Origin of the sequence: Streptomyces sp. NPDC024017 (assembly GCF_040638895.1) — a bacterium.
Classification (GTDB): domain Bacteria; phylum Actinomycetota; class Actinomycetes; order Streptomycetales; family Streptomycetaceae; genus Streptomyces.
The window spans coordinates 78,491-96,346 of the sequence record NZ_JBEZYZ010000012.1 but is presented as its reverse complement, the minus strand read 5'-3'; the positions used below and the strand labels follow the sequence as shown (position 1 = coordinate 96,346).

20 protein-coding genes are annotated in these 17,856 nt (G+C 72.2%); 9 read left to right on the top strand and 11 right to left on the bottom strand.

The features are described from left to right. Nucleotides 1–533: 533 nt before the first annotated feature. A complete protein-coding gene (locus AB0G20_RS29725) occupies nt 534–968 on the bottom strand; it encodes a hypothetical protein (RefSeq protein WP_361307635.1) in 435 nt (144 codons plus the stop codon). Further along, nucleotides 965–1,642, bottom strand: a complete 678-nt coding sequence (locus AB0G20_RS29720; RefSeq protein ID WP_361307633.1) for an ATP-binding protein — start codon at nt 1,640–1,642, stop codon at nt 965–967. The genes AB0G20_RS29725 and AB0G20_RS29720 overlap by 4 nt, the downstream gene beginning before the upstream one ends. 243 nt (nt 1,643–1,885) lie before the next feature. Here AB0G20_RS29720 and AB0G20_RS29715 point away from each other — a divergent pair, with 243 nt between their 5' ends. The 3 genes from AB0G20_RS29715 to AB0G20_RS29705 all read left to right on the top strand — a co-directional run bounded on the left by AB0G20_RS29715 (nt 1,886) and on the right by AB0G20_RS29705 (nt 3,906). Beyond that, nucleotides 1,886–2,746, top strand: coding sequence for a helix-turn-helix transcriptional regulator (locus AB0G20_RS29715; protein ID WP_361307631.1), 861 nt, complete (start codon nt 1,886–1,888; stop codon nt 2,744–2,746). After that, nucleotides 2,747–3,001 carry a DUF397 domain-containing protein gene (locus tag AB0G20_RS29710; protein WP_361307629.1) on the top strand — a complete coding sequence of 85 codons (255 nt, stop codon included), beginning with the start codon at nt 2,747–2,749 and terminating at the stop codon, nt 2,999–3,001. 92 nt (nt 3,002–3,093) lie between these two features. After that, nucleotides 3,094–3,906 carry an SAM-dependent methyltransferase gene (locus AB0G20_RS29705; RefSeq protein ID WP_361307627.1) on the top strand — a complete coding sequence of 271 codons (813 nt, stop codon included), beginning with the start codon at nt 3,094–3,096 and terminating at the stop codon, nt 3,904–3,906. 36 nt (nt 3,907–3,942) lie between these two features. Here AB0G20_RS29705 and AB0G20_RS29700 read toward each other — a convergent pair whose 3' ends face one another. Continuing rightward, nucleotides 3,943–5,388, bottom strand: a complete 1,446-nt coding sequence (locus AB0G20_RS29700; RefSeq protein ID WP_361307625.1) for a PLP-dependent aminotransferase family protein — start codon at nt 5,386–5,388, stop codon at nt 3,943–3,945. Nucleotides 5,389–5,435: 47 nt separating this feature from the next. On the opposite strand from AB0G20_RS29700, the gene AB0G20_RS29695 reads away from it, so the two are divergent. Then, a complete protein-coding gene (locus AB0G20_RS29695) occupies nt 5,436–5,921 on the top strand; it encodes a carboxymuconolactone decarboxylase family protein (RefSeq protein WP_361307623.1) in 486 nt (161 codons plus the stop codon). A gap of 84 nt (nt 5,922–6,005) precedes the next feature. Here the strand turns inward: AB0G20_RS29695 and AB0G20_RS29690 are convergent, their stop codons facing one another. From AB0G20_RS29690 to AB0G20_RS29680, 3 genes are all read right to left on the bottom strand, one after another. After that, nucleotides 6,006–7,496, bottom strand: coding sequence for a glutamate synthase subunit beta (locus AB0G20_RS29690; RefSeq protein WP_361307621.1), 1,491 nt, complete (start codon nt 7,494–7,496; stop codon nt 6,006–6,008). Nucleotides 7,497–7,630: 134 nt separating this feature from the next. After that, nucleotides 7,631–8,110 carry an anthrone oxygenase family protein gene (locus AB0G20_RS29685; protein WP_361307619.1) on the bottom strand — a complete coding sequence of 160 codons (480 nt, stop codon included), beginning with the start codon at nt 8,108–8,110 and terminating at the stop codon, nt 7,631–7,633. 176 nt (nt 8,111–8,286) lie between these two features. Beyond that, nucleotides 8,287–8,985, bottom strand: coding sequence for a DUF2293 domain-containing protein (locus tag AB0G20_RS29680; protein ID WP_361307617.1), 699 nt, complete (start codon nt 8,983–8,985; stop codon nt 8,287–8,289). Nucleotides 8,986–9,111: 126 nt separating this feature from the next. Here AB0G20_RS29680 and AB0G20_RS29675 point away from each other — a divergent pair, with 126 nt between their 5' ends. Together AB0G20_RS29675 and AB0G20_RS29670 are read left to right on the top strand one after the other, a co-directional pair. After that, entirely contained in the window at nt 9,112–9,753 is a 642-nt protein-coding gene (locus tag AB0G20_RS29675) for a uridine kinase (RefSeq protein WP_361307615.1), read from the top strand. 161 nt (nt 9,754–9,914) lie between these two features. Beyond that, a complete protein-coding gene (locus tag AB0G20_RS29670) occupies nt 9,915–10,343 on the top strand; it encodes a CBS domain-containing protein (RefSeq protein WP_361307613.1) in 429 nt (142 codons plus the stop codon). Nucleotides 10,344–10,396: 53 nt separating this feature from the next. On the opposite strand, the gene AB0G20_RS29665 is transcribed toward AB0G20_RS29670, so the two are convergent. Further along, nucleotides 10,397–11,524, bottom strand: coding sequence for a magnesium and cobalt transport protein CorA (locus AB0G20_RS29665; RefSeq protein ID WP_361307611.1), 1,128 nt, complete (start codon nt 11,522–11,524; stop codon nt 10,397–10,399). A 266-nt stretch (nt 11,525–11,790) separates the two neighbouring features. Here AB0G20_RS29665 and AB0G20_RS29660 point away from each other — a divergent pair, with 266 nt between their 5' ends. Next, nucleotides 11,791–12,582 (top strand): methyltransferase, encoded by a 792-nt coding sequence (locus tag AB0G20_RS29660; protein WP_361307609.1) that lies wholly within the window; start codon nt 11,791–11,793, stop codon nt 12,580–12,582. Between the two features lie 75 nt (nt 12,583–12,657). Here the strand turns inward: AB0G20_RS29660 and AB0G20_RS29655 are convergent, their stop codons facing one another. Then, nucleotides 12,658–13,740: a sugar kinase gene (locus tag AB0G20_RS29655; RefSeq protein ID WP_361307607.1), complete on the bottom strand. Its 1,083-nt coding sequence runs from the start codon at nt 13,738–13,740 to the stop codon at nt 12,658–12,660. Continuing rightward, the gene (locus AB0G20_RS29650; RefSeq protein WP_361307605.1) at nt 13,710–14,618 is read right to left on the bottom strand and encodes a pseudouridine-5'-phosphate glycosidase; all 909 of its coding nucleotides are present in this window, start codon (nt 14,616–14,618) and stop codon (nt 13,710–13,712) included. The genes AB0G20_RS29655 and AB0G20_RS29650 overlap by 31 nt, the downstream gene beginning before the upstream one ends. Before the next feature lie 106 nt (nt 14,619–14,724). Here AB0G20_RS29650 and AB0G20_RS29645 point away from each other — a divergent pair, with 106 nt between their 5' ends. Continuing rightward, nucleotides 14,725–15,153, top strand: coding sequence for a VOC family protein (locus tag AB0G20_RS29645; protein WP_361307603.1), 429 nt, complete (start codon nt 14,725–14,727; stop codon nt 15,151–15,153). Nucleotides 15,154–15,185: 32 nt separating this feature from the next. Here AB0G20_RS29645 and AB0G20_RS29640 read toward each other — a convergent pair whose 3' ends face one another. Together AB0G20_RS29640 and AB0G20_RS29635 are read right to left on the bottom strand one after the other, a co-directional pair. After that, nucleotides 15,186–15,740, bottom strand: a complete 555-nt coding sequence (locus AB0G20_RS29640; RefSeq protein ID WP_361307601.1) for a methylated-DNA--[protein]-cysteine S-methyltransferase — start codon at nt 15,738–15,740, stop codon at nt 15,186–15,188. 52 nt (nt 15,741–15,792) lie between these two features. After that, nucleotides 15,793–16,665, bottom strand: a complete 873-nt coding sequence (locus AB0G20_RS29635; RefSeq protein WP_361307599.1) for a glycerophosphodiester phosphodiesterase family protein — start codon at nt 16,663–16,665, stop codon at nt 15,793–15,795. A gap of 289 nt (nt 16,666–16,954) precedes the next feature. On the opposite strand from AB0G20_RS29635, the gene AB0G20_RS29630 reads away from it, so the two are divergent. Further along, on the top strand, nt 16,955–17,821 hold the full coding sequence (locus AB0G20_RS29630; protein WP_361307597.1) for an MHYT domain-containing protein: 867 nt from the start codon (nt 16,955–16,957) through the stop codon (nt 17,819–17,821). The last annotated feature ends 35 nt before the right edge of the window (nt 17,822–17,856 follow it).

Below are 17,856 nucleotides of genomic sequence, written 5' to 3'. Positions count from 1 at the left end.
TGCGGGGCGGCGCGGGGGTGGGGGTGCGCGGGGAGTGGGGAGTGGGGGTGCGCGGGGAGAGCACGGGGTGGGGGTGCGAGAGGTGGCAGTGGTGGTGGGGGTCGGTCGTGCGGAGGCCACCGACTGTGTGGGGGGGGCGGTGTGTCGCGCGGGTCGTGTGGAGGCCGGTTGTGTGGGGCCGGTGCGTGATGCGGGTGGTGTGGGGTCGGTCGTGTGCGGGCCGGTGCATCCCGCAGGTTGTGCGGGGTCGGTCGTGGGCGGGCCGGTGTGTCGCGCGGGTTGTGCGGGCTGGCTGTGTGCGGGCCGGTGCGTCACGCGGGCTGTGCGGGGTCGGTTGTGTGCGGAGCGGTCGTGTGTGGGGGGGGGCAGGCCGGCTGTGCGGAGACCGCGTGGGTGAAACCGGTGCGGAGGCGGGTCGTGCCGAGGAGGCTCCGGCCCGCCTGCGCGCTCGGGCGCGGACGGCTGGCGGGGATCGGCCGTGCGAGCCGCCGGCTGCGCGGGGGTCCGCCGTGCCGAGCTGGGTCGGGCCCCGCCTATGCGCTGACCGGACGCGACCAGGACGGTGCCGTCCCCGTCGCGCGGCACAGCGCCAGATAGAGGGGGATCGGCGGGGTGTACGGAAGCGTGCCGTCCGGGCGGTGGATCAGGTCGGGGATGTCCAGCAGGTCCGGGACGACCGCGCCGGTCACGTAGCGCGCCGGGGCGGGCCACTCCAGGGCGTGGTCGGAGTCGGACGGGACCAGCCACCACCAGTGCGTCTCGTCGGCGTAGACGCAGCCCACACGGGGCAGCCGGGGCATGACCAGCGGGCCGACGTGGGCGGGGACGGCGACCGCGTCGCAGCCGAGCGGGGCTGTCATGCCGTCGGGCACGGGCAGCCGTAGGGCCGGGCCCGGTGTGCGCAGTCCGCGCCGGACGCGCACCAGCGTGTCCAGGTTCAGCACGCGGCCTCCCCGCGCAGGGCTCATGCGTGCCCCCGCTCTCGGCGGCGCTGCGGAGGAACCTCCGCGGCACCCCGCTCGGGGCGTGCCTGAGGGCTTCCGTCCCCCTCGTCCGAGTCGTCGGACGGGCCGCGCTTGGGGCGGGCGCCCCAGCCCAGGTCGCTCCGGGGCCCGGCCGGATCGGGCGGAGTGTCCGCCGGGCCCGGCAACTCGGCCGTGCGCGGCAGCTCGGCCCAGACCATCAGCCCCGGGCCGTGCTCATGGGCACCCCAGGAATGGCAGAGGGCGTCGACGAGAAGCAGTCCCCTCCCGTGCTCCTCCTCGGGCCGTGTCCGGCTGGCGGCGTGGGGCTGGCCAGGGGCGCAGCCCTCGTCGCGCACGGCTATTCGCACCAGGTCGTCGCCGTCGTGCAGCTCGCACACTATGTGGGTGCTCGCCGTGTGCACGATGGCGTTGGTGACCAGCTCGGAAACCACCAGGGCCGCGCTGTCGCACGTGTCCTCGCACACCGACCAGCCGGCCAGCCGGGTCCGCGTCAGGCGTCTGGCCTGGGCGGGAGAACCCGGATGCGCGGCCAGCTCGAATCGGAACCGGCGCTCGGCAGCGGCCCCGAGCAGGGCCTCTCCCGTGTCGGCGCCAAGCCCGAGAGGGCCTGCGGCGGCGTCTGTTCCTAAGGGCGCGGACGGAATCACGCTTGCCACTATCGCCCCGCCGTGAACACTTGGCAAGTGTCACTCTGAAAATTGCAGAGTGCTGTGTGACGGTCTGGAAGGCCGTGGCACACTGCTCGCAACAGCACCCGGCGCGGCGCCAGTTGAGATCATCGAAGATTCGTTCGAAACGTTTGTTCGGATCAGTTCTTCGAAAGGGTCCTCGAATGGCGCCGCCGGGCTGTCAGCGTTCTTTTGTGGCCGGCTCGTCATAACTCTTCGTGGAGGTGGAGCGTGAGTGAACCGCGGTCCGCGCCGACGGTCGGTCAGGTCGTTCTCGGCCGACGCCTGTTGGATCTGAGGGAACACGCCGGGATGAAGCGCGAGGAGGCCGCGCGCATCCTCCGCGTCGCGCCCGCCACGGTCCGCCGTATGGAGATGGCCGAGGTCGCGCTCAAAATCCCGTATCTGCAACTGCTCCTCAAGGCCTACGGGATCTCCGACGAGGAGGCCGAGGCCTTCGTCCAGCTCGCCGAGGACGCCAACAAGCCCGGCTGGTGGCAGCGTTTCCACGACATCCTGCCCGGCTGGTTCTCGATGTACGTGAGCCTGGAGGGCGCGGCCAGCGTCATCCGCAGTTACGAGCCCCATTTCGTCCCCGGGCTGCTGCAGACCGAGGACTACGCGCGCGAGGTCCTCCGGTCGGGCGCCATCGGCCAGACCCGGCCCGAGGACATCGAGCGCCATGTCGCCCTGCGCATGCAGCGCCAGGACCTGCTCGTCCGCGAGGACGCCCCCCGGCTGTGGGTCGTGATGGACGAGACCGCACTGCGGCGCCCGGCCGGCGGCCCGGAGGTGATGCGCGCCCAGATCGACAGACTGCTCGACGCCACGAAGCTCCCCAACGTGACGCTGCAGATCGCCCCGTTCGCCAATGGGCCGCACCCGGGGACGTACGGGCCGTTCGTGCTGTTCCGATTCGCCGTGCCCGAACTGCCGGACATGGTCTACAGCGAGTACCTGACCGGCGCGGTCTATCTCGACGCGCGCACCGAGGTGGCGACCCACCTCGAGGTCATGGACCGCATGGCGGCGCAGGCCGCTACGGCACATCGCACGAAGGAGATCCTCCGGGATCTCCGCAAGGAGCTCTGAATGGATCGCATCAAGCCGCGCAAACACGTCTACAACGGCATGCCCGCGCGTGACTTGGGCAGCGAAGGCTGGCACAAGCCGTGGAGCGGCGGAAACGGAGGCAACTGCCTGGAGGCGATGAAACTCGCCGACGGCCGGATCGCCCTCCGCCAGTCCACCGACCCGGACGGTCCGGCGCTGATCTACACCACCGCCGAGATGACGGCCTTCATCGAAGGAGCGAAGGCGGGGGACGCGGACTTCCTGCTGTCCTGAGGTGATTGCCGTTGCTGTCGCTCGACTTCCTTGCGTTGTCATTGAATCGATGGTGCTGAATTGACCACCCTCTGTGCCTTACGGAGTGCCTCATGACCGGGCAGGACCCCACGTCGGCCGTCCAGATCGACACGACCAGACCCCATCCCGCGCGGATGTACGACTGGTACCTCGGCGGAAAGGACAACTACCCGGTCGACGAGGCGATGGGCCGGCAGATGCTCACCCTCGACCCGAGGGTGCCGGTGATGGCGCGGGTCAACCGGGCCTTCATGCACCGGGCCACGCGCTGGCTGGCCCGCAGCGGCGTACGGCAGTTCCTGGACGTCGGCACCGGCATCCCGACCGAGCCCAACCTCCACCAGGTCGCCCAGCGGATCGCGCCCGATGCCCGGGTCGTCTACTGCGACAACGACCCCATCGTCCTGGCCCACGCGGCGGCCCTGCTGCGCGGCACGGACGAGGGCGCGACCGAGTACCTCCAGGCCGACGTGCGCGACCCGGACGCCATCCTGGAGGGCGCGAGGAAGGTCCTGGACTTCAGCCGGCCCGTCGCGCTGTCGCTCGTCGCGCTGCTGCACTTCGTCTCCGACGAGGACGGCGCCCACGACCTGGTCCGCCGCCTGCTCGCCGAACTGCCCTCCGGCAGCCACCTGGTGATGACCCATGCGACCGCCGACTTCACCCCGGAGGAGTCGAAGGCGGCCACCGAGAAGCTGCGCGCCGCGGGCGTCACCCTGGTTCTGCGTTCCCGCGCGGAGTTCACCCGGTTCTTCGACGGCCTCGACCTCGTCGAGCCCGGCGTCGAGGTGCCCCACCGCTGGCACCCCGAGCTGGGCGAGCCCGTGCCCGGGCAGGACGACGGGGTGATCCCGGGGTACGGGGCGGTCGGGCGCAAAGCCTAGGCCTCCGGAGGTTTCCCCGGTCCCGCCTCGGGCCGGTCACGGCGGCGGCAGTGCACCGCACAGCGCCGCCAGGGCCGGCCCGTAGGCATGCTCGGGCGGGGTCGCGTACCCGACGACGAGCCCGTCGCTCACCGGCATGTCCGTCTCCGGGTGCCGGAACGCGGCGAGGCCGTCGAGGGCGATGCCCTGCCAGGCGGCGGCCTTGACCGCGGACGCCTCGGTACCGGGCGGCAGCCTCAGCACCGCGTGCAGCCCGGCCGCGATGCCGGTGGCCTCGATGTGCGGCGCGTGCTCGGCGAGCGCCGCGACGAGCCGGTCCCGTCGGCTCCGGTACCGCAGCCGCATCCGCCGGACGTGCCGGTCGTACGACCCCGAGGCGATGAAGTCCGCCAGGCTCAGCTGGTCGAGGACGCTCGCCCACGCCTCGCGCTCGCCCTTGGTGGCCAGGACGGCGCCGACGTACCGCTCCGGGAGCACCATCCAGCCCAGCCGCACCGCGGGCGACAGGCTCTTGCTGACCGAGCCGATGTGGATCACGCGCTCGGGGTCGAGCCCCTGGACGGCGCCGACCGGCTTGCGGTCGTAGCGGAACTCCCCGTCGTAGTCGTCCTCCAGGACCAGCCCGTCACGCGCGCGTGCCCAGTCGATCACGGCGGCCCGGCGCGCGGGATGCAGGGGGCCGCCGGTCGGGAACTGGTGCGCCGGCGTGAGCAGCACGGCCCGTTCACGCCCCAACCGGTCGATCTGCGCGCCGTCTTCGTCGAGGGGGAGCGGCACGGTACGCACCCCGGCCGCGGCCAGGACCTCCCGGTGGAACCCGAGCCCGTACGCCTCCACCGCGAGGGGCCCACGCAGGACGCCGCCGCCGAACAGCAGTCGCAGCGCGTGCGCGAAGCCGGAGCAGACCACGATCCGGCCCGGCTCGGTCCGTACGCCACGCGCGCGTGCCAGGTACTCCGTGAGCGCCTCCCGCAGTTCCGGCCGGCCGGCGGGGTCGCCCGGCCCGAACACCTCGTTGGGCGCCTGCTGGAGGGCCCGCCGGTAGGAGGCCAGCCAGGCGGTGCGCGGAAAGGCGGAGGCATCCGGCGTGCCCTGCGTCAGGTCGTGCCGGGGGCCACGCACGCGGGGAGGTGCCTTCTTGGGCACGCGGGCGGCGGGCCGCAGCGGCTCGGCCCTCCCCCATTGCCTGAAGGGCATGGGTGGTACCCCCATCGCGACCCGCGTTCCCGAGCCTTGCCGGGCGGTGAGCCAGCCCTCCGCGACGAGCTCCGCGTAGGCGTCCGCCACCGTGTTGCGGGCGACGCCGAGGTCCGCCGCGAGCGAGCGGTACGGCGGCAGCCGCGTGCCCGGAGCGAGCCGCCCGCTGCGCACGGCCTCGCGCAGGGCCCGGATCAGCGCCGCCCGCCGCCCGCCCGGCCCGGTCAGCTCCAGATGCAGGTCGGACCCGATCCGCTCTGCGGAATTGACCCACGTCTTTGCCATGGAAATGCACCCTACAGTGGGTCTTTCCGGCTCGTAGGTTGAAGGGCATGACGACGAACACGAGCACGAACAGCACCGATGTGACGGCGACCCGGCTGGAGTTCGGCAAGTGGGCCCCGAAGGCCTTCCGGGCCCTCATCGCCCTCGACGCCGCGGCCCGCGAGGGCATCGACCCGGCCCTCGTCGAGCTGATCCAGATCCGCTCCTCCCACCTCAATCACTGCGCGTACTGCCTCCACATGCACACCAACGACGCCCGCAAGGCCGGCGAGAGCGAGGACCGGCTGCACATGGTCGCCGTATGGCGCGAGGCCCGCCACTTCTTCACCGAGCGGGAGCAGGCGGCCCTCGCCCTCACGGACGCGATGACGCTCGTCGCCGACGCCGGCGTCCCGGACGACGTCTACGCGCAGGCCGCCGCACAGTTCGACGAGCGGGAACTGGCCCACGTCCTCGCCCTGACCTGCACGATCAACACCTGGAACCGGGTGGCGCTGTCGACGGGGAAGGTGGCGGGAACGGACGAGCGGTGATCGTCCCCGGGGCTGGGGCTGGGGCTGGGGCTGGGGCTGGGGCTGGGGCCGGGGCGGGGCCGGGGCTGAGGCCGGGGACGCGCCCTACACCGCCATGGGCCGGTCGTACGGTCCGATCGGCGCCGGCAGCCTCGAACTGCCCGTCAGATGACGGTCGACGGCTGCCGCCACCGCCCGCCCCTCGGCGATCGCCCAGACGATGAGCGACTGCCCCCGGGCCGCGTCTCCCGCGGCGAACACCCCGGGCACGTTCGTGGCGAAACCGGAGTCCCGCGCGATCGTCCCGCGGGGCTCCATCTCCAGCCCCAGCTGGTCGACGAGCCCGTCCTCCCGATCGGGCCCGGTGAAGCCGAGGGCGAGCAGCACGAGGTCGACGGGGAGCGTCCGCCCGGTGCCCTCCACCGGGCGGCGCCCCGCGTCCACCTCGACCAGGTGCAGCGCCCGCACATGTCCCCGCGCGTCGCCGTCGAAGCGCAGCGTGGACGCCGCGAACAGCCGTGCGTCCGCGTCCGCCACCGGGGCGGTCCGCAGGTCACGGGCCTCTTCATGGGCGGCGGACAGCCGGTAGACCCGCATCGGGTACGTCGGCCAGGGCTCGGTGTCCTCGTCGCGCTCCGCGTCCGGCAGCGCGTAGATGTCCAGCTGGGTCACGGACGCGGCACCCTCCCGGACGGCCGTGCCCAGGCAGTCCGCCCCGGTGTCGCCACCGCCGACGATGACGACGTGCTTCCCGGCGGCCGACAGCGGGGAGATCTCCAGATCGCCCTCGCACACCCGGTTGGCCGACGGCAGATACTCCATCGCCTGGTGAATGCCCGTCAGCTCCCGCCCCGGCACCTGGAGTTCACGCCACGCGGTCGCCCCGGTGGCGAGCACCACGGCGTCGTAGCGAGTCCGCAGCTCGTCGGCCTTGATGTCCCGCCCGACCGCCGTCGACGTCCGGAACTTCGTCCCCTCGGCCCGCATCTGCTCCAGCCGCCGCTCCAGGTGGTGCTTCTCCATCTTGAAGGCGGGGATGCCGTACCGCATCAGCCCGCCGAGCCGGTCGTCCCTCTCGTACACGGCGACCGTGTGCCCCGCCCGCGTCAGCTGCTGGGCCGCGGCCAGCCCGGTCGGGCCCGAGCCGATCACCGCGACCGTCCTGCCGGACAGCCGCTCCGGTGGCCTCGGCGGCGCGAAGCCCTCTTCCCAGGCCCGGTCGGCGATCGCGCACTCGACGTTCTTGATGGTGACGGCCGGCTGGTTGATCGCCAGCACACACCCCGTCTCGCACGGCGCCGGGCACAACCGGCCGGTGAACTCCGGGAAGTTGTTCGTCGCGTGCAGCCGGTCGGCGGCCGCCCGCCAGTCCTCCCTGGACACCAGGTCGTTCCACTCGGGGATCAGGTTGCCCAGCGGGCAGGCGTCGTGGCAGAAGGGGATGCCGCAGTCCATGCAACGGTCGGCCTGCTTGCTGATGATCGGCAGCAGCGCCCCGGGGACGTAGACCTCGTCCCAGTCCCGCGACCGTTCCTCGACCGGCCTGCGCGGCCAGTCCTGGCGGGGCGTGGTCATGAAACCCTTGGGATCGGCCATGGCCGTCTTCCTTGCGTGCGCGTGTGGCAGGCCGTGCACCACCCGGCGGCACCCTTCTCACCCGCCGTGCGGCACTCTTTTCGCCACGATACGTCCGCCTCCCGGCCGGTGCCTGTCACCGCGTGGCGCGGGCGTCAGGTGAGCGCCAGCACGTACGCCAGCGCCGCCCCGGCCGAGGCGGCCGTGCGGACGTGATTCCACAGCGTCCACTCGCGCACATACGCCGGCCAGTACGCCGCCGCCTCCGGTGAGCCCGGCTCCAGCTCGGCCAGCGCGTCGTTGCGCGGCACGTTCGCGACCATGGTCAGCCCGAACGACCCGAACAGGTACAGCGCGCTGCCCACCAGCAGCTCCACCGTCCCCTCGTCCGGCCACAGCACGAACGTCACCACGGCGATCACCGCACACAGCACGGCCGACCCGAGGAACACGATCATGAAGGGCGGAGTCACCGCGGCCACGTTGATCGCGTTCATCGCGGCGGCCCCCTGCGCGGGCGGCAGCATGCCGAGGCCTCGCATCACGAAGGTCGAGAACCCGCAGAACACCCCGGCCACCAGACCGGTCCCGAGCACACCCAGCACCGTCAGCACGAAGTACGGTCCGTCGATCATGTCCCTCTCCCGCCCGTCGAGCCGGGATCCTGCCCGGCACCCTTCCGCACCACAAGTGAATTCCCGTACGGGCACAGTGACCATGGCCGAGGGGCGCGGGCCCATAAGCACACGTCCACGGTCCCCCGAACGGCCGGGGCGACGCCTTGCGGCTCCACGCCCCGGGACCTCTCACCTCACCCCGCGGAACCGAGTCCCGCCTCGGTCCATCCCCTCAGCACCGTCGCCACCGCCGCCGCGATCCGCCGCCGCGCCTCGTGCCTGGGCACGCCGCTCATCAGCAGCCGGTCGTACGGCGTGTCCAGATGCCGTACGGACGCCACGACCGCCGAGGTCACCGCACCCTCGGCCAGCGCACGCCCCGCCGCGCTGCGGCCCACCCGCCCGCTGCCCCGCTCCGAGGCGTGCAGAGCGATGGCCCGGGCCCGATCGGCCGGGCACCCGGGAAACAGCCGGAGTATCTCCGTCGCGAACGCCTGGGCGAACAGGGCGTCCTGACCCGCCCGCCGCCGCGCGTCCCGCACCCGCCGTCGCCGTCTCGCCTCGGCGTCCGCCAGGCACCGCCGCTCGGCCCGCGCGAGCGCCGCCTCCTCGACCAGCACGCCCTGCCGCTCGTACCGGCTCTTGCGCCGGTTGAACCGCACGACCACCGCCGACAGCGTGCTCTCCTCCCGCGATCTGCGCGTCAGCGCGGTGTCACCGCTCGGCAGGAACACCAGATGCCCGAGGTCGGCGCAGTCGAGGCAGCGCGGGGCGCCGTCCTCGAGGACGAGCAGCGGCAGCGGTCCTCGCCGGCACTCGGCGCAGTACCGCCGCCTGAGGGGCTGAAAGACGAGAAGTCCGGCGAGGGGCGGGAGCGACGCGCGGGGGACCATAAGGGGTTCATTCCCCCTGAGAGCAGCGCGAACTACGCACGCCACGACAGAGCCCGGCGATCCGGACGCCACCCCTCCCGGGCGCCCGCGGGCGGGACGACTCCTCCTGCCCCGGCCTGACGCATCATGGGCCGTGTGCGACTCGAAGCGATCACCTGGGAACGGCTCGGCGACCTGCTCGCCGAGCGCCTGCTCGATCTGAAGCCCGCCGACGGCAGCCCCTGGCCGCGCATCGCCTTCGACGGCGCCCCGGCCGCCTGCCCGGGGGACCTCGCGCACCGCGTCTCCGAGGCGCTGCGCATACGCGGCCGCTCCTCGCTCGTCGTGGCCACGGAGGGCTTTCTGCGTCCCGCCTCCGTGCGGCTGGAGTACGGCCACCAGGACGTCGAGGCCTACTACAGCGGCTGGTACGACACCGGCGCCCTGTGGCGCGAGGTGTTCCGCCCGCTCGAAGCCGACGGATCCGGTCGCGTCCTGCCCGACCTGTGGGACCCGGCCGCCGACCGCGCCACCCGCAGCTCCTACGTCGAACTCCCGCCCGGCGGCGTGCTGTTGCTGCACGGGCCCTTCCTCCTTCGGCACTGGTTCCCCTTCGATCTGAGCGTCCACGTCCTCCTCTCCCACGGCGCGCTGCGCCGCCGCACACCCGAGGCCGAGCACTGGACCCTCCCGGCCTTCGAGCGCTACGAGCACGAGACGGACCCGGTGAACACGGCGGACGTCCTGGTACGGGCCGACGATCCGCGCCATCCGGCGTGGGGCGGCTGAGCCAGGGGCCGGTGTCAGGTGCCGGACGGGTGGTGGCCTTCCGTGCGCCGTCTTCCGTGCGCCGCCTTCCGTGTGCGGGCGTCCGGTGGCGCGGCGAGAATGAAGTGCGCCGGGACTCGCGGTGCGTCCCGCGCCGCGCCGGCCGGCACCGGGAGGTACCCATGACCACCGCCGGAGACATCATGCACCGCGGCGCCCAGTGGATCCCCGCCCACGAAACCCTCGACCGCGCCGCCCAGCTCATGCGCGAGCTGAACGTCGGCGCCCTGCCCATCAGCGACGAGAACGAGCGGCTCTGCGGCATCCTCACCGACCGCGACATCGTCGTCGGCTGCGTCGCCATGGGCCACGACCCCGCCAGGATCACCGCGGGCGAGATGGCCAAGGGCACGCCCCGCTGGATCGAAGCGGACGCCGATGTCGGCGAGGTGCTCCACGAGATGCGGGAGCACCAGATCCGCCGACTGCCCGTGATCGAGAACAAGCGCCTGGTCGGCATGATCAGCGAAGCCGACCTGGCCCGGCATCTCGCGAAGGACCAGCTCGCCTCCTGGGCGGAGAGCGTCTACGCCTCGACCGCCATGCACTGACGTCGCGGATCAGCCCGCAGGCGCCTTCGGCCCGCCGCAGGCCACGGCCCGCGTCAGAGCCAGCCGCTGCGCCGGAACGCCCGGTACAGCGTGAGACACGCGACGGATATCACGCCGATGACCATGCCGTAGCCGTACCGCCAGTGCAGCTCCGGCATGTGGTCGAAGTTCATGCCGTACACCCCGCAGACCATCGTCGGCACGGCGATGATCGCGGCCCATGCCGTGATCTTCCGCATGTCCTCGTTCTGCGCGACCGTGACCTGCGCGAGGTGCGCCTGCAGGATGGAGTTGAGCAGTTCGTCGAAGGCGGCGATCTGCTCCTTCGCCCGCAGCAGGTGGTCCGAGACGTCGCGGAAGTACGCCTGTATCTCCGGGTCGACCGCCCGGATCGGCCGGGTGGCGAGATCCTCGAGCGGCCGGCTGAGCGGCACCACCGCCCGCTTCAGTTCGAGCAGTTCGCGCTTGAGCTGGTAGATGCGCCCCGGGTCGGTCCGCGCGCCGGTCTCCGAGAACACGTCCGTCTCGACCTGGTCGATGTCCGCGTGCACCGAGTCCGTGACGGTCAGGTAGTCGTCGACCACGTGGTCCGCGATGGCGTGCAGCACCGCCGACGGGCCCTTGCTGAGCTGGCCGGGATCGGACTCCAGCTCCTCGCGCAGCGGGCCCAGCGAGCCGTGCCGGCCGTGCCGCACCGTGATCACGAAGTCCGCGCCGACGAACACCATGATCTCGCCGGTGTTCACCACCTCGCTGGTGGCCGTCAGCTCCTCGTGCTCGACGTAGCAGACCGTTTTGAACACAGCGAAGAGCGTCTCGCCGTAGCGCTCCAGCTTGGGGCGCTGGTGGGCCTCGATCGCGTCCTCGACGGCCAGCGGGTGGAGGTCGAAGAGCTCGGCGATGCCCGCGAACTCCTGGTCGGTGGGCTCGTGCAGACCGAGCCAGACGAAGCCCTCCCGGCTCTTGCGCACCCGCTCCACGGTGTCCACCAGATCGCCGCGCGCGGGGGTGCGGACGCCCTCCCGGTACGTCACGCAGTTCACCACCGAGGAGCCCAGCGGGGACCGGGCCGGGTGACTCAGGTCGACGCGCGGGCGCCGCCGGGCCAGCCGAGCCACCCTGCGAAGACCGCCGACCCCGCCGAGGCTCGTGACCTTCCGCAGATTCCCTGCCATGGACATCCAGATCTCCTTGCGTGGAACTCTCGCGCCGTTCCTGCGCCCTGGCGCGCCAGTCTGCCAGGCCTGCGTGAGCTGCGGGTAAGCCTGTGGAAACGACCCATTCCGCTTGGTTCCCGGCTGTGGACGAACGGCGGTCGGAGCCGCGCCCCCGCCACATCGACGCATGCCCGCGTCGTGCGGTTCTCGGTACGGGAGCATCCGACGCGGTTCTCCGCGCCGGAGCGTCGACAAGTACGGATAAGTCGGATAACTGGGATGATCGTGGCATGACGCGAACCGACGGGTACCTCCTCGACAACCAGCAGACCGAGGCGGCGGAACACTTCAGCGCCTTCGCCGCTCTCTTCGACCCCACGACGTTCCGGCACCTCGAAGCGCTCGGCGTCGGATCCGGCTGGCGGTGCTGGGAGGTCGGCGCCGGTACCACCGTGGTGTCTTGGCTGGCCAAGAAGGTCGGCCCGACCGGACGCGTCGTCGCGACCGACACCGACACCACACGCCTCGCCGCCGCCGCCCGGCCACCCGTCGAGGTGCGGCTCCACGAACTCGGCGCGCACGAGCCGCCGGGGGAGGGCTTCGACCTGGTGCACGCCCGCCTCGCCCTCGTCCACGTGACCGACCGGGAACAGGCGTTGCGGTCCATGGTCAAGGCTCTGCGCCCCGGCGGTCGCCTCCTCGTCGAGGACGCCGATCCCGCCCTCCAGCCGTTGCTCTGCCCCGACGAGTACGGCCCGGAGCAGCAGCTCGCGAACCGGCTGCGGCAGGGCTTCCGCAGACTGCTCGCCGACCGCGGGACCGACCTGCCGTGCGGCCGTACCCTGCCGCGGCTGCTCCGGGACGCCGGACTGACCCGGGTCCACGCCGACGCCTACTTCCCCCTCGTCTCGCCGGCCTGTGCGGCCCTGGAGTCCGTCACGATCCGCCAGATCCGCGACCAGCTCGTCACGGCGGGCCTCGCCACGGACCAGGACATCGACCGGCACCTGGAGAACGTCACCTCCGGTGCGCTCGATCTGACGACGGCACCGATGATCTCGGCGTGGGGACGGAAGCAGTAACCACGTGGGGGCGGAAGCAGTAACCAGGGGTGATTGACCCGCCAGGCAGCCGGTGGTGCAGGTGGCCGCGGCAGGTCAGTTCGGCAGCGGCGGTCTCCCACCCACCCGCTCCACCGCTCGCGCGCCCGCCCGGCAGCCCTCCGCCGCGGCATCCTCCGGCCCGGCACCCGCGAGCAGGGCGGCGAGGAACGCGCCGGTGAAGGCGTCACCGGCGCCGGTCGTGTCCCGAGGCGTCGCCGGTACGGCCGGAACATGGGCACGCACCTTCCCCGAGCGGGCCACGAGCGCCCCCTCATGGCCCTGCTTGGCGACGACCAGCGGCACGTGCCGGCTCAGCTCTGCCGCCGCCTCGGCCGCGTCCGCCAGCCCCGTCAGCAGGCACGCCTCGTCCCGGCTCGGCAGCAGTACGTCCACGCCTTCGACGAGCGTCAGGAACCGCTCGGCGCCCAGCTCCGCGAGGAAGCCGGCCGATGCCGGGTCCACGCTCACCGGCACTCCGTGCGCGCGTGCGGCTCTCAGGGCCACCGTCACCAGGGCCCGGCTCGGCTCGGAGAACAGGAGGTAGCCCGACAGGTGCAGCCGGGCCACGCCCTCGAGCAGCGCGTCCGACCAGTCGGCGGGTCCGAGCCGCAAGGACGCGCCGCTGTCGGTGAGGAACGTCCGCTCCGCCGCAGCACCCCCGTCGACCATGCAGATCACCGTGCCGGTCGGCACGAGCGGATCGACGACGAGCTGTGGACGCACCCCCTGGGCGACCAGCTCCCGCTCGTGCCAGGCCGCCGCCTCCGCCCCCACCCGCCCGAGCAGCCGTACGTCCGCCGCGCCCCGGTGCGCCGCCCAGCACGCCACATTGGCGCCCGCCCCGCCCGCCACCGTCCGGATCGAGGCAGTCGTGTCCGTCCCGGCCGCGAGCGGCCCTCGGTGCCGCGCGACGACATCGGTGATGACGTCCCCGACGACCAGCAGCCCCCGGCCGACCGCCGAGCCGACGCCGGTCTGCGCCGGCTCCTCGCCGGTCTGCGCCGACTCCGCGCTGCTCTCCACCGAGCCGGTGCCGGTCGCCGCCGAGCCCGGACCCGAGCCCCCGGAAACCGCTCCCCCTCCCGGTCCCGCGCCGCCGGCCACCGTCATCCCCGGACCCAGGCCGCCGCGATCCACGCCGCCAGGCGTACGTTGCCCCGGACCGCCGCCAGGTTGGCGCTCAGGGAGGCGCCGTCGGTGTGCCGCACCAGATAGTCGAGCAGGAAGGGCGTGACCGCCTGGCCGGTGACGCCCTCCTCCTCGCACGCCTGCAGCGCGTCCGCGAGCACGCGCGCGTGCAGGTCCGGATCGAGCTGCTCCTCCTCGGGGACGGGGTTGGCGACGATCAGCGCCGACTCGGGCCCGTCGAGCGCGTCCTGGGCCCGCATGACACCCGCCACCTGCTCCGGCGTGTCCAGCGTCCAGTCCACCGGATGCCCCGAGTCGCAGAGATAGAAGCCGGGAAACCGGTCGGTGCCGTAACCGGCCACGGCGACACCCAGCGTCTCCAGGCGCTGCAAGGTCGCCGGCACGTCCAGGATCGACTTCACCCCGGCACACACCACCGTGATGCGCGTGCGCGCCAGCAGCCCCAGGTCGGCCGACTCGTCCTGCGTCACCGTCCACTCCCGGTGCACACCGCCGAGCCCACCCGTCGCGAAGACCCGTACGCCCGCCAGCGCCGCCAGCAGCGCGGTCGCCGACACCGTGGTGGCCCCGCTCGCCCCGGACGCCATCGCGAGCGGCAGGTCACGGTGACCGAGCTTGCGGATCCCGTCCTCGTTCGCGACCCGTTCCAGCTGGTCCTTGTCCAGGCCCACATGGGGACGCCCGTCCAGCACGGCGATCGTCGCGGGTACCGCGCCCTCATGCCGCACGGCCGTCTCCAGCTCCAGCGCCACCTGGAGGTTGCGCGGCCGGGGCAGCCCGTGGGCGATGATCGTGGACTCCAGGGCCACGACGGGCCTGCGCGCGTCGATCGCCTCCCGCACTTCTTCGGACACCACCAGCACCACGCGCCTGCCTCCTGCCAGTCGGTCAGTCGTCTTCCCTCATCTCTGGCGGGCGGCGCGCCGGGCCAAACCCTTGCGGGCTGCCCGAGTCGTCACGAGCCTGGGGTGCATGACTGACCACATACCGCGTCTCGACCACGTCGTCCTCTGGGTGCGCGACCCGCTCGCCGCCGCCGACTTCTACGAGAAGGCCGTCGGCATGGAGGCGGTGCGGCTCGCTGAATTCGCGGCGGGTGAGGTGCCGTTCCCCTCCGTGCGCGTCAACGACGAGACCATCCTCGACCTCATGCCGCTGAGCTTCGCGGAACGCATGAGGATGCTGCCCGGCTCCGCCGACAGCGCGGGGCACCCGGTCAACCACGTCTGCCTGTCGCTGCCCCGCGGCGATTTCGACGCCCTCCTCAGCCGCCTCGAGGAGCGCTCCGTACCGGTGTCCGACCTCGCGTACGACTCTTTCGGAGCCCGGGGCAAGGCCACCCGCAGCTTCTACTTCCGCGACCCGGACGGCAACGTCTTCGAGGCGCGGCACTACGACTGACCAGGCCCGGGACGACTGGCCAGGCCCGCGGGTCAGAAGAGCGGCTCGGGCAGCACCCCTTCCAGTGCGAGGAGCCTCCGCTTCGTCTCCAGGCCGCCCCCGAAGCCGCCGATGCCGCCGCCGCTCTCGACGACCCGGTGACAGGGCACCACCACCGGCAGCGGGTTGGCGCCCATGGCCATGCCCACGGCCTGGGCGGCACCCGGCTGACCGACCCGCCCGGCCAGGTCGCCGTATCCGACGACCGAGCCGTACGGCACGCCCGAGGCCAGTTCGCGCAGGACTTCCCGGTTGAAGCCGGAGATCAGCGACCAGTCGAGCGGGAGGTCGAAATCGCGTCGCTCACCCGCGAAGTACGCCTCGACCTGGCGTATCGCCTCGGCCAGCAGCGGGGACCCGGGCGCCTCGACGGGCTCGGTGCCCAGCCGCGACGCCAGCCGCTCGACGGCCCGGTCCCGCACCGTGTCCGTGGCGTGGAACACGACGTTGACCAGGCCGTCCCGGCTCGCGGCCAGCAGCAACGGCCCGATCTCGCTCCCGACGACCGCCCACACGATCCGCGGCTCGACCTGCTCTCGGCTGTCCATGCGCCCACAGTAGGACCCGCCACTGACAACCCCGCCCGGGCGGGACGCCGGATCAGCCGCCCACGGCCTTTCGCACCACATCCGGCTTGTTCGTGATGATCCCGTCGACCCCGTACGAGGCGACCCGCCGGGCCGTCCTGCCGTCGTCGATCGTCCAGGCGAAGACCTCCATCGGCCTGCCGTGCGGTCCGTCGAACGCCTGCACGGAAGACACGTACGCCGGGGACAGCGAGCGGTACGAGGGGTTGACCTGGTCGGCGAATTCGGCGACGTCGAGCAGGTCCGACACCCGCGGAGTCCCCAGGAGGCCCGTCTTCACGCCGGGCTTCAGCTCGTGCACGGTCCGCACGCTGTCCGCGCTGAAGCTCTGCACGATCAGCCGGCCCGCCAGATGCGACCGGTCGAGCCAGCCCTCGTTGCCGAGGACCTTCAGCGTCTGCCGCTCGATGCCCGGGTACAGCTCCGGGTTCTTGATCTCCAGGAGCAGCTTCTGGTGATGACGCTCCAAGCGGTGCACGAACTGCTCCAGCGTCGGCACGTGCGCGCCCGCGTACGCGGGTCCGAACCAACTGCCCGCGTCCAGCCTTGCGATTTCCGCGGCGGTGAAGTCCTTCACCTTCCATGGAGCGCGGCCGGGGAAGACCTCCTCGGCGTCGGTGGTGCGCCGCAGGTTGTCGTCGTGGAGGACGACCAGCTCGCCGTCCCTGGTCCGCTGCACGTCGTTCTCCACCCAGCGGATGCCCAGCTCCGCCGCTCTGTCCACGGCGGCCAGGGTGTTCTCGGGCGCGTACGCGGAGGCACCCCGGTGCGCGATGACCAGCGGCGACGTGCTGCCTCCCGCGGCCTGGGCGGGGGAGACGGGGAACAGCAGGGCGGCGGCTCCCAGGAGTGCGGTGGTCGAGGCGGCAACAGCGCGCGCGTGCATGCGTACTCCTCGCGACGAGCGATCGGCGACATCACAGACAGCACAACTGTGACAGCAGAGGGTCAACGCGAGAGGGGTACAGGATGGCCACACGCTGAACGGAGATGACCCAACTCCGCTCACCGGTACCGCACAACTGAGGCAAGGCCGTGTTTCTTTGCCGGAAAGTCGTTCGACCATTCCGGTGGGGGTCATACTCTCTGCGTCAACCCTGACCGCTCGTGCGGTCCTGGGAGGGGGCGCACATCAGGAATTCCGGGACGTTCACAGGCGGGAAGGGCAGCCGCGCATGCAGGGCACGGTCGACGGATTCAGCTATGGCTTGGTCACACCCCTGGTGGCCTACTTCATGGCTTGCCTCGGTGGCGCGCTGGGCCTGCGCTGCACCACGAGATCCATGCTCGTCGCCCAGTCCTGGCGCCCCGGCTGGCTCGCTCTCGGGTCGGCCGCCATCGGCTCCGGCATATGGACCATGCACTTCGTCGCGATGATGGGATTCACGGTCCGGGGGATCCCGATCCACTACGACAAGGCGATGACCTTCGCGAGCCTGGCCGTCGCGATCGTCATGGTGGGCGTCGGGATCTTCATCGTCGGCTACAAGGGAGCCCGCGGCACGGCCCTGTTCACCGGCGGCACCATCACCGGCCTGGGCATCGCGTCGATGCACTACCTCGGCATGGCCAGCATGAGCCTGGACGGGAAGCTGGAGTACAACACCCTCACCGTCGGCATCTCCGTCGCCATCGCCATGGGCGCCGCCACCGCCGCCCTGTGGGCCGCCGGCCAGGTCAGGGGCTTTGCGTGGAGCGTGGGCGCCAGCCTCGTCATGGGCCTCGCCGTCAGCGGCATGCACTACACCGGCATGGCCGCCCTCAGCGTCCACCTGCACGGCACGGCCGAACCCACCACGGGAGACTCGCCCGCGAGTCTGCTCGCACCCATGCTGATCGGCCCGCTCGCCTTCCTGCTCCTCGCGGGCGTCGTGGTGATGTTCGACCCGCTCATGGTCATGGGGAAGCCCGCCGTCCTCCCCGTGGAGCAGAAGCCCGGCATCCCCGCCCACGCCCACGTCCGGCACTCCGCCCAGCGCCTGCGGTTCCGCCCCCGCCGCACCGTGGAGCACCGGGGGTCCCGCACCCCGCAGAATCGCTGATCAGAGCCCGTTGTCAGTGCGGGGTCGTACGGTGG

Coding starts and splice junctions, on each gene's coding strand:
- AB0G20_RS29725 (WP_361307635.1), bottom strand. CDS start 968: ATGAGCCCTGCGCGGGGAGGCCGCGTGCTGAACCTGGACACGCTGGTG.
- AB0G20_RS29710 (WP_361307629.1), top strand. CDS start 2,747: ATGGATCGCATCAAGCCGCGCAAACACGTCTACAACGGCATGCCCGCG.
- AB0G20_RS29705 (WP_361307627.1), top strand. CDS start 3,094: ATGACCGGGCAGGACCCCACGTCGGCCGTCCAGATCGACACGACCAGA.
- AB0G20_RS29700 (WP_361307625.1), bottom strand. CDS start 5,388: ATGGCAAAGACGTGGGTCAATTCCGCAGAGCGGATCGGGTCCGACCTG.
- AB0G20_RS29695 (WP_361307623.1), top strand. CDS start 5,436: ATGACGACGAACACGAGCACGAACAGCACCGATGTGACGGCGACCCGG.
- AB0G20_RS29690 (WP_361307621.1), bottom strand. CDS start 7,496: ATGGCCGATCCCAAGGGTTTCATGACCACGCCCCGCCAGGACTGGCCG.
- AB0G20_RS29685 (WP_361307619.1), bottom strand. CDS start 8,110: ATGATCGACGGACCGTACTTCGTGCTGACGGTGCTGGGTGTGCTCGGG.
- AB0G20_RS29680 (WP_361307617.1), bottom strand. CDS start 8,985: ATGGTCCCCCGCGCGTCGCTCCCGCCCCTCGCCGGACTTCTCGTCTTT.
- AB0G20_RS29675 (WP_361307615.1), top strand. CDS start 9,112: ATGGGCCGTGTGCGACTCGAAGCGATCACCTGGGAACGGCTCGGCGAC.
- AB0G20_RS29670 (WP_361307613.1), top strand. CDS start 9,915: ATGACCACCGCCGGAGACATCATGCACCGCGGCGCCCAGTGGATCCCC.
- AB0G20_RS29665 (WP_361307611.1), bottom strand. CDS start 11,524: ATGTCCATGGCAGGGAATCTGCGGAAGGTCACGAGCCTCGGCGGGGTC.
- AB0G20_RS29660 (WP_361307609.1), top strand. CDS start 11,791: ATGACGCGAACCGACGGGTACCTCCTCGACAACCAGCAGACCGAGGCG.
- AB0G20_RS29645 (WP_361307603.1), top strand. CDS start 14,725: ATGACTGACCACATACCGCGTCTCGACCACGTCGTCCTCTGGGTGCGC.
- AB0G20_RS29640 (WP_361307601.1), bottom strand. CDS start 15,740: ATGGACAGCCGAGAGCAGGTCGAGCCGCGGATCGTGTGGGCGGTCGTC.
- AB0G20_RS29635 (WP_361307599.1), bottom strand. CDS start 16,665: ATGCACGCGCGCGCTGTTGCCGCCTCGACCACCGCACTCCTGGGAGCC.
- AB0G20_RS29630 (WP_361307597.1), top strand. CDS start 16,955: ATGCAGGGCACGGTCGACGGATTCAGCTATGGCTTGGTCACACCCCTG.